This is a genomic window from Chryseobacterium sp. 2TAF14, assembly GCF_052115105.1.
Lineage (GTDB): Bacteria > Bacteroidota > Bacteroidia > Flavobacteriales > Weeksellaceae > Chryseobacterium.
In genome coordinates, this window is the sequence record NZ_JBFRGA010000247.1 from 1 (window position 1) to 7749 (window position 7749).

Annotated in this window: 8 protein-coding genes and 2 tRNA genes; 7 read left to right on the top strand and 3 right to left on the bottom strand. The window is 30.8% G+C overall.

The genetic code is table 11. The annotated features are described in order from the left end of the window. The 3 genes from yaaA to AB4Y90_RS16830 all read right to left on the bottom strand — a co-directional run. On the bottom strand, positions 1 to 291 hold a 291-nt coding region (gene yaaA / locus AB4Y90_RS16820), incomplete at its 3' end, for a peroxide stress protein YaaA (protein WP_441558722.1). After that, positions 288 to 995: a CPBP family intramembrane glutamic endopeptidase gene (locus AB4Y90_RS16825; protein WP_441558723.1), complete on the bottom strand. Its 708-nt coding sequence runs from the start codon at positions 993 to 995 to the stop codon at positions 288 to 290. The genes yaaA and AB4Y90_RS16825, both read right to left, overlap by 4 nt. Before the next feature lie 100 nt (positions 996 to 1095). Then, positions 1096 to 1707, bottom strand: coding sequence for an L-threonylcarbamoyladenylate synthase (locus AB4Y90_RS16830; protein ID WP_441558724.1), 612 nt, complete (start codon positions 1705 to 1707; stop codon positions 1096 to 1098). A gap of 100 nt (positions 1708 to 1807) precedes the next feature. Here AB4Y90_RS16830 and AB4Y90_RS16835 point away from each other — a divergent pair. From AB4Y90_RS16835 to AB4Y90_RS16865, 7 genes are all read left to right on the top strand, one after another. Next, positions 1808 to 1880: transfer RNA gene (locus tag AB4Y90_RS16835), tRNA-Met, on the top strand. A 38-nt stretch (positions 1881 to 1918) separates the two neighbouring features. Next, positions 1919 to 1994: transfer RNA gene (locus tag AB4Y90_RS16840), tRNA-Met, on the top strand. 209 nt (positions 1995 to 2203) lie between these two features. Then, on the top strand, positions 2204 to 3280 hold the full coding sequence (locus AB4Y90_RS16845) for a site-specific integrase (protein WP_441558725.1): 1077 nt from the start codon (positions 2204 to 2206) through the stop codon (positions 3278 to 3280). Positions 3281 to 3388: 108 nt separating this feature from the next. Further along, positions 3389 to 5086, top strand: a complete 1698-nt coding sequence (locus AB4Y90_RS16850; RefSeq protein WP_441558726.1) for a DEAD/DEAH box helicase family protein — start codon at positions 3389 to 3391, stop codon at positions 5084 to 5086. A 457-nt stretch (positions 5087 to 5543) separates the two neighbouring features. Then, entirely contained in the window at positions 5544 to 6422 is an 879-nt protein-coding gene (locus AB4Y90_RS16855) for an ATP-binding protein (protein WP_441558727.1), read from the top strand. Next, positions 6400 to 7482: a DUF3871 family protein gene (locus tag AB4Y90_RS16860; protein ID WP_441558728.1), complete on the top strand. Its 1083-nt coding sequence runs from the start codon at positions 6400 to 6402 to the stop codon at positions 7480 to 7482. Before AB4Y90_RS16855 ends, AB4Y90_RS16860 begins: the two co-directional genes overlap by 23 nt. A gap of 72 nt (positions 7483 to 7554) precedes the next feature. Then, positions 7555 to 7749, top strand: a 195-nt coding sequence (locus AB4Y90_RS16865; protein ID WP_441558729.1) for an AAA family ATPase, incomplete at its 3' end; no start/stop codon positions are given.

Below are 7749 nucleotides of genomic sequence, written 5' to 3' on the forward strand. Positions count from 1 at the left end.
GTCTAATGTTTTTGCATCAAGTCCGCGATACACTTCTCCTGTGAATGCAAACATTGCAGGAGCAGATTCTTTTGCGGTAGGTTTGGGTTTCCACTTTTGGTTTCTTTCCCAGTTTTCGTCTGCCAATTTTGACGAAATTTCCATTAGTTCAGAAAGATATTTTGGAGATTTATGTTTTAAATGAGACTGAATCAACGCTGCTTCTTCGATGAATTTTGGGGTAGATGTTCTCAATAAGTCGGTTGAGTTTTCTACATTCATTAATTTGGCAGGAGAGGTGATAATTTTCATAAGTAAAGTAAAGATAGATGTTTAGGATCAATAAAATTCATGAGCATCATTGAAATAAAGTCGATCAGGAAATGACAAACGATCAGAATTTTAATGTTCGAATATTTTTTATAAAATAAAGCAAATACGATCCCAATAAAAAAGGGAACTACAACCTGAACGATCGTTCCGTAAGTGCTGTGTAAAATGCCAAACAAAAGTGCAGAAATAATAACTCCTAATGCCGGGCTATTGTATATTTTCTCAATTCTTGGCTGAATGTAAGCTCGCATCAGTAATTCTTCGATAACTGCAGCGGTAAGACAAGTAAAAATGATAAGGAAATAATTGTTTTTGAATAAAATTTTTAGTTCTAAAAGCCTTTCACTCACTTTTTCCTCAGCTATGAGAGAAATAATTCCATTGAGGAAAGCTCCGCCAAACAAACTGATAAAATACAATGCGACTATTGCACCCAAATAAAATAAAGGTGAGTGTTTTTTTTCTTCCCAAACAAAAAATGACCTGTTTTCTATTAAGAAATTATAAGTCAATACAAGAATTAAAATTAACCAAAGCGAAAGCCTGTTATAAAAAAACAGATCGGTTGTTAAGGTTTTATATTTAAAAAATAAATTGATCAGTGGGATTGAATACAGCATTGAAACGGCAAGCAATACGAAAGTAAGGATTATGCCTATTGAATATCTTCCGTTCAGACTCATATTTTTAATAAATAATTTTTTGAGTATTTAATCATCTATTTTTAATTTTGAAATATTGTATCTCAAACCATCAACCATCAACTAAAAACCGTCAACTATTTTAGATTTCGCCTTTTCCCTGACGGATAATTTCCGGCTCTCCTGATGTCAGATCAACAATAGTTGAAGCCACATTATCACCATAACCCGAATCGATTACGATATCCACCAAATGATCATATTTTTCAGCGATAAGTTCAGGATCTGTAGAGTATTCTATAATTTCATCATCATCTCTTATTGAAGTTGATGCAATCGGGTGACCCAGTTTTTCCACAATCAGCTGCGGAATTGAATGATCGGGAACACGAATACCGATAGTTTTGTGATTTTTATAAGCTAAAGGCAAACTTTTGTTTGCTTCAAGAATAAATGTGAATGGACCTGGAAGATGGCTTTTTAGAAACCTGAAAACTGAGGTGTCAACTGGTCTTGTAAAATCAGACAAATGGCTTAAATCATTACAGATAATCGAAAACTTTGCTTTTTCAAGTTTCTGTTTCTTGATCTGTGCCAGTTTTTCCATGGCTTTAATATCAAAAATATTGCAGCCTAAAGCATAGATCGTATCAGACGGATAAATAATCAGTCCGCCGTTATTCAGGGTTTTAATCACCTCGTTGATAAGGTTTTCCTGAGGATTGTCGGGATATATTTTCAAAATTTTTGCCATAAACAAATGTACGAATATTTATACTGAATCAAAGAATATGCCTTTATTTAAAGGATTGCTTGCGGTTTCGTAAAATATTCGTATATTTGCAATCCAATATCGCGGGATGGAGCAGTAGGTAGCTCGTCGGGCTCATAACCCGAAGGTCATCGGTTCGAGTCCGGTTCCCGCTACTAAKAATAACGTTTTCGGTAAACGTTWAAAAATATACCGCGGGGTAGAGCAGTAGGTAGCTCGTCGGGCTCATAACCCGGAGGTCGCACGTTCGAGTCGTGTCCCCGCTACCAACAGGAGAATCAGAAATGGTTCTCCTTTTTTGTGTTTGAAATTCAGCAGATTATGTTTTTCGGAAAATTAAATTTTCTCTTTTAAATTTCTGAAATTGTGTTTTTGGAGGCATACTTTTAGGCGTACCCTAAATTTTCTAAAGACTCCTATTTAGGTTCCCATATAGGTTCCCATCTTTCTCGAGGTTCCCATCTTAAACCCTTTATTCATGGTAAATATTTTATTCGTTATAAAAAAAACAAAAGCAAACTCAAAAGGAGTTTGTCCTATAGAATGTAGAATAACCTACAATTTAAAAAGAAAGCCATTCTCCACAGGATTATTTGTAAATCCTGATTTATGGAATGCTAAATTACAAAAGGTTGATTCTCAAACTAAAGATAGTAAACAGATTAACACGCAACTAAGCCTGATTAAACAAGAGATTAATCAGGCTTTTTTATTGCTTCAAGTGCAGAAGGAAAATTTTACAATTGAGGATTTGTATCAAACATATAAAGGAGAAGATATAAAAGAATCCAAAACTCTTATTGAAGTGTTTAATCTGCACAACAGCAGAATGGAAAAACTGATAGGGAAGGGTTATTCTCATTCTACATTACTTAAATTCAAAGAAAGTCAGAGACACATTACAAGCTTTTTGAAACATGAATATAAGAAGAACAATTTTAGTTTAGAAGATTTAACAATGAAGTTTCTTCTGGATTACGATTTCTATCTTAAAGCTGAGAAGTCTTTCAAGCAAATAACTATCAACAAACATATTGAGAGGTTAAGGAAGATTATTAAAATTGCTTTGGCAGAAGGTTTCTTGGAAAGAGATCCTTTTTTATTATACCAGCCTGTGAAGGTAAATAATGAAATAGTTTACCTGGATCACAATGAACTAATAATTTTTGAAAAGCATAGATTCAGACAGGATAGACTTCAAAATGTTGCTGATATGTTTGTATTCTGTTGTTACAGTGGATTAGCTTTTGAGGAAATGTCAACACTTCAAAAGCATCATATTGTTGAAGGATTTGATGGCAGGAAGTGGATTCACATTTATAGAAAGAAAACCAAAAAGAATCTGACAATACCGTTGCTAAGAAGAGCTGAAATTGTATTGAAAAAGTATGAAGGTAAATATGAAACCCTATTACCTGTCATAAGTAATCAGAATTTTAATTCATTTTTAAAAGAAATTGCTGAAATTCTTAATATAAAGAAAAGAATCACGCATCATACTGCCAGAAAAACTTTTGCTACAACAGTTTTGCTCTATAATGAAATATTATGCTAAAATTATGGATAGGAAAAGTCAATGATTATATGATAGAATTAAGTAAAAAACTAAAATAACTTCATTTATTAACTGTGTTGTATTAATTTTACAACACAGTTAAATACAATGCAAAAAATAAATGTTATCCCTTTTCAGGAAAAGCCTATCGATTTTAAACAGATAAACATATCTGACTTTGATGGATATATATTTGATGATGCCGAAAAAACTATTATTGAACCTAATGAGGAAGGTTTTATTTCAGATGCTCTTGAAAATGTTGTTGATTTAAGTAAAATTGATACGACTATTATTAATGCAGGTGTTGGGCAAGGAAAAACAACTGCAATTATCGACAATTTTGTAAAACATTATTATCATGAGAATAAAAAAAGGAACAAATATAAGATTATTATTATCACCCCTTTTAAGTCACTTAATAAGGATTATGCTTCAAAAATTCAAGAAAAAAGTGGGTTAGATAATATTTATTTTGATTATCAAGAGTTGGATAGCATAGGAGTAGGTAAAAATGATTTTAAAGATTTTTATGAAAAGCCGATTCAATTAATTTCAGTTAAGAGTTTACTTGGTGATGCAGGTACAGTAGCTTATAAACAAAAAGATATTAAGAGAGAATACTATGAATATTTAATATCAAAATGCAAAGAAAATAATGAGAAAGTAATATTTATATTTGATGAAATTCATGAATCACTTGATACTTTTAATCCTCTTTTACTACCAAATCTCTATAAATGGAATGAGGTAATTCATAAAGTTATTGTGGCAAGTGCAACCTTTAGTGAAGCGTCAAAAGTTGTAATCAAGTTTCTTGCTGAGCTGACTAATAAAAGAATAAAAATAATTGAAAGTAAAAGAATTCAACAATTAAATAAATTGAGTGAGCTACATCTATGTTTTTATAATAGTTATCAGTTTAAACAAGATGACCAATATATCAAAGATTTGGTAGAAGAACAGTTCGAATATTCTAAGTATATTAATATTTTATGCTTTTCTGAAAAACTTGCAAAGAACATATATAATTCATCAATTGGGCAAGCTATTAGTAACCATTACGGTTCACTAAATCTTGTTACAGGAAACAATAATGAAGATTTTGATTTTGAAGGATGTAACATAGGAACAAAATTCAAAACTGGAATAAGTATTGATGATGAAAATACCTCTTTATTTATTATTTTACCTCTAAAATTTGCATATGCCGATAACGGCAAAAATCCATTTGGAATATTTACAGATAGAATTAATTCAGTGATACAAGCTGTAGCAAGGGTAAGAAACAAATCAAAAGTTTTCATCATAATGCCTTCACCTGAAAAGGCGATAATTTATGAAAATTCTGATGCAAATTATCTGAAAACTCTCTCTTTGGGCTATTTCAATTTTGATGATAAGAAGTATCAATCGAATTATATATCATTAAATAGGCAAGACAACATTTTACACAGTTTCTATCAAGAAAAAAGAAGTCATATTGAGACTGGAATAAATGATTTGGAGAAATTATCCTCGGATATTAAAAGCCACTTTCCCTCATATGATTGGTATAAACTACAGGAAGGTGATGGTTATTTGTCTATCACTTATGATATTTATGGCAAGAATTTATCCAATTACATTTATTGGGCAGCTTGGAATAATCAATTCGTCAATTGTAAATTAACAAGTATTATAAAGGTATCAAAATATAAGTTCGCAGAAGATAATGTTCAGAGTATGCTTGATTATTATTTTGAAGAATCTTTTTTTAATGATTCATTTTTCACATTAAATTCAGACAAAGAATGTTATAATTAGAGGTACACTTTACTCTAATGATTTATTTTATGAAAACCCTAAGACTAAAATGTATGACAGAATATCTCCATACAGGAGACAAACAAGGCAATTGGAGATTTCTCTGGAAAAATTTTAGCAGTTACAAATGTTATTCCCCTACCAGACCCATTAGAATACATTAATTTGATTTATGACTTTCAAGATTCTTGGTTACTACAATCTGGTAAAATTGAATGGGAACAAAAGGATGTAATTGATGAATATACCAATGACCCATTTTATGGAAAATACTAATAATATCTATTTTTTTACATTTTACTATATAAGACTCGACAGTAAAATTTGGACATTTTTCAAACCAATCTCAAAATCTTGAGGTTGGTTTTTTATTTTTTGAATGTCACCTGGAAATAGATATACTTCAAATGTTTAAAGAAATTAAATTTTAAATATTAACCATTAAACAAAAAATATTATGCAATTAAGACAAAGCGAAAGAAAGAGAGCCAAAATCAAAATGGCTCTACAAGGTGCATCAGGAACAGGAAAAACATATTCTTCCTTACTAATAGCACAAGGATTAACTAATGGCGGATTATCCAAAGTAGCTGTAATTGATACAGAAAATGGGAGTGCTGATTTGTATGCTCATTTGGGTAATTACAATGTTCTGACAATGACACCACCATTCACACCTGAGAATTACATTATAGCTATTGAAGTTTGTGAAAAAGCGGGAATGGAAGTTATTATTATAGATTCCATTTCTCATGAATGGGATGAACTGTTGGATTTTCATTCCAAATTGGCAGGAAACAGCTTTACTAATTGGGCAAAGGTTACACAAAGACAGAAAGCATTTGTAGATAAAATTCTTCAAGCTAATGCTCATATTATTGCCACTATGAGAACTAAACAGGATTATGTATTGAACCAAAAAGATGGTAAATACATTCCTGAGAAAGTAGGTTTGAAATCAGTTCAAAGAGATGGATTAGATTATGAATTTACTTTGGTTTTTGATATTGATATAAAACATTTTGCTGTATCAAGTAAAGATAGAACTGGCTTATTCATGGGAAAGCCTGAATTTCAAATAAGTGAGTTGACAGGGAAGCTGATTTTAGATTGGTGTAATAGTGGCGTACCTGGAAATCAAAATATTCTAAATGAACAGCAGGTAATTCAACAAATCCAATACTGTAATAATATAGCTGAATTACTGGCTTTGTACAAGCAATATCCTGAATATCAAGAGAACCTAAAGCCCCATTATGAAGAGAAAAAAAGTCTTTTAATACAATTATCCAATCCTAAAAATCATTCAACAAATGGACACACTAAGACACATTAAGCCTGCCACTTTAGAGCAGGCTTTTGATTTAAGACCAATCAACGATGCAATAATTGAAAAGTTACCTGGAGATAATAAATATATTCCAACTCCAGGTAAGGAAAAAATTTACTTGAATTCTTTACAAAGCCAAAATGAATATGTCCACAAACCTTTCATAGAAGCTAATACACAGGAAATTAATTTACAACATTTAAAAAATGAATGCATCATACCTGTATTCAGCAAGGATAACGAAAAGACTATTAGTCACCAGGAGTTCATAGAAATATCTCAAAACTGCATTGCTAATGTATTTCCTAACCATTCTATAAGTGAACCTGAAATAAGGGTTTCTCATCAAATCAAAGGTAGAACTCCAGGTGCTATTTATAAGAATGTAAAGGATTTGTTAGACCATGAGAAAACCATCTATTATGAAAGGATGGCTTTTATTGTTAAAATACCAGCCATTACAGATGTTATTAACGGTAATGAATTGTCATTAGCAATTGGCGGAGTTAGAGCATATAATCAGGAGAATCTATACAATAAGAAGACTTTTGAAAAGTTCAAATTTTTTGTTGGTTTTCAGAACAAAGTATGCTGTAATCTTTGTGTATGGAGTGATGGGTTTGTTGACGATTTAAAAGTAAGTTCCTATGAAGAACTACAATCTAAACTTTTCCAGCTACTTAACAATTATAATGCAGAGAAACATTTATCAGAAATGAAACAGTTTGCAGATTACTCATTAACTGAACATCAATTTGCTCAATTTTTGGGTAGAACAAGATTGTATCAACATCTGCCTAAAAAAGAGAAATTAAAGATACCATTACTCCAATTTACAGATGGTCATATTAATACCATTACAAAAGATTATTATGAAGATGAAAGTTTTTGTAGAGATAATTATGGAGATATAAATCTATGGAATCTTTACAATCTCTTTACACAAGCCAATAAGAGCAGTTACATAGATACTTTCTTAGATAGAAATTTGAATGCTTTTGATTTTACTAAAGGTATTCAACAAAGTATCAATGGTGATTCTGATTATCATTGGTTTTTGAGTTGATTTTTTTAATCCCACTTTATTATAAGGTGGGATATTATAAAATTTATATATTTACGTTTCAAAATACTGCTTATGTTTGATTTATCAATCAATAATTTTAGAAGTTTTAAAAATCAATCTTTTAAATTTTCAAGGATTAATATTTTAATTGGAGAAAATAGTGGTGGTAAAAGCTCACTATTAAAATTTCTCTTATCACTAAAACAAACTATTGAGTCTCCTTATGAAGTCAATCTTAAACTTAAAGGAGATTATACTGATTTAGGT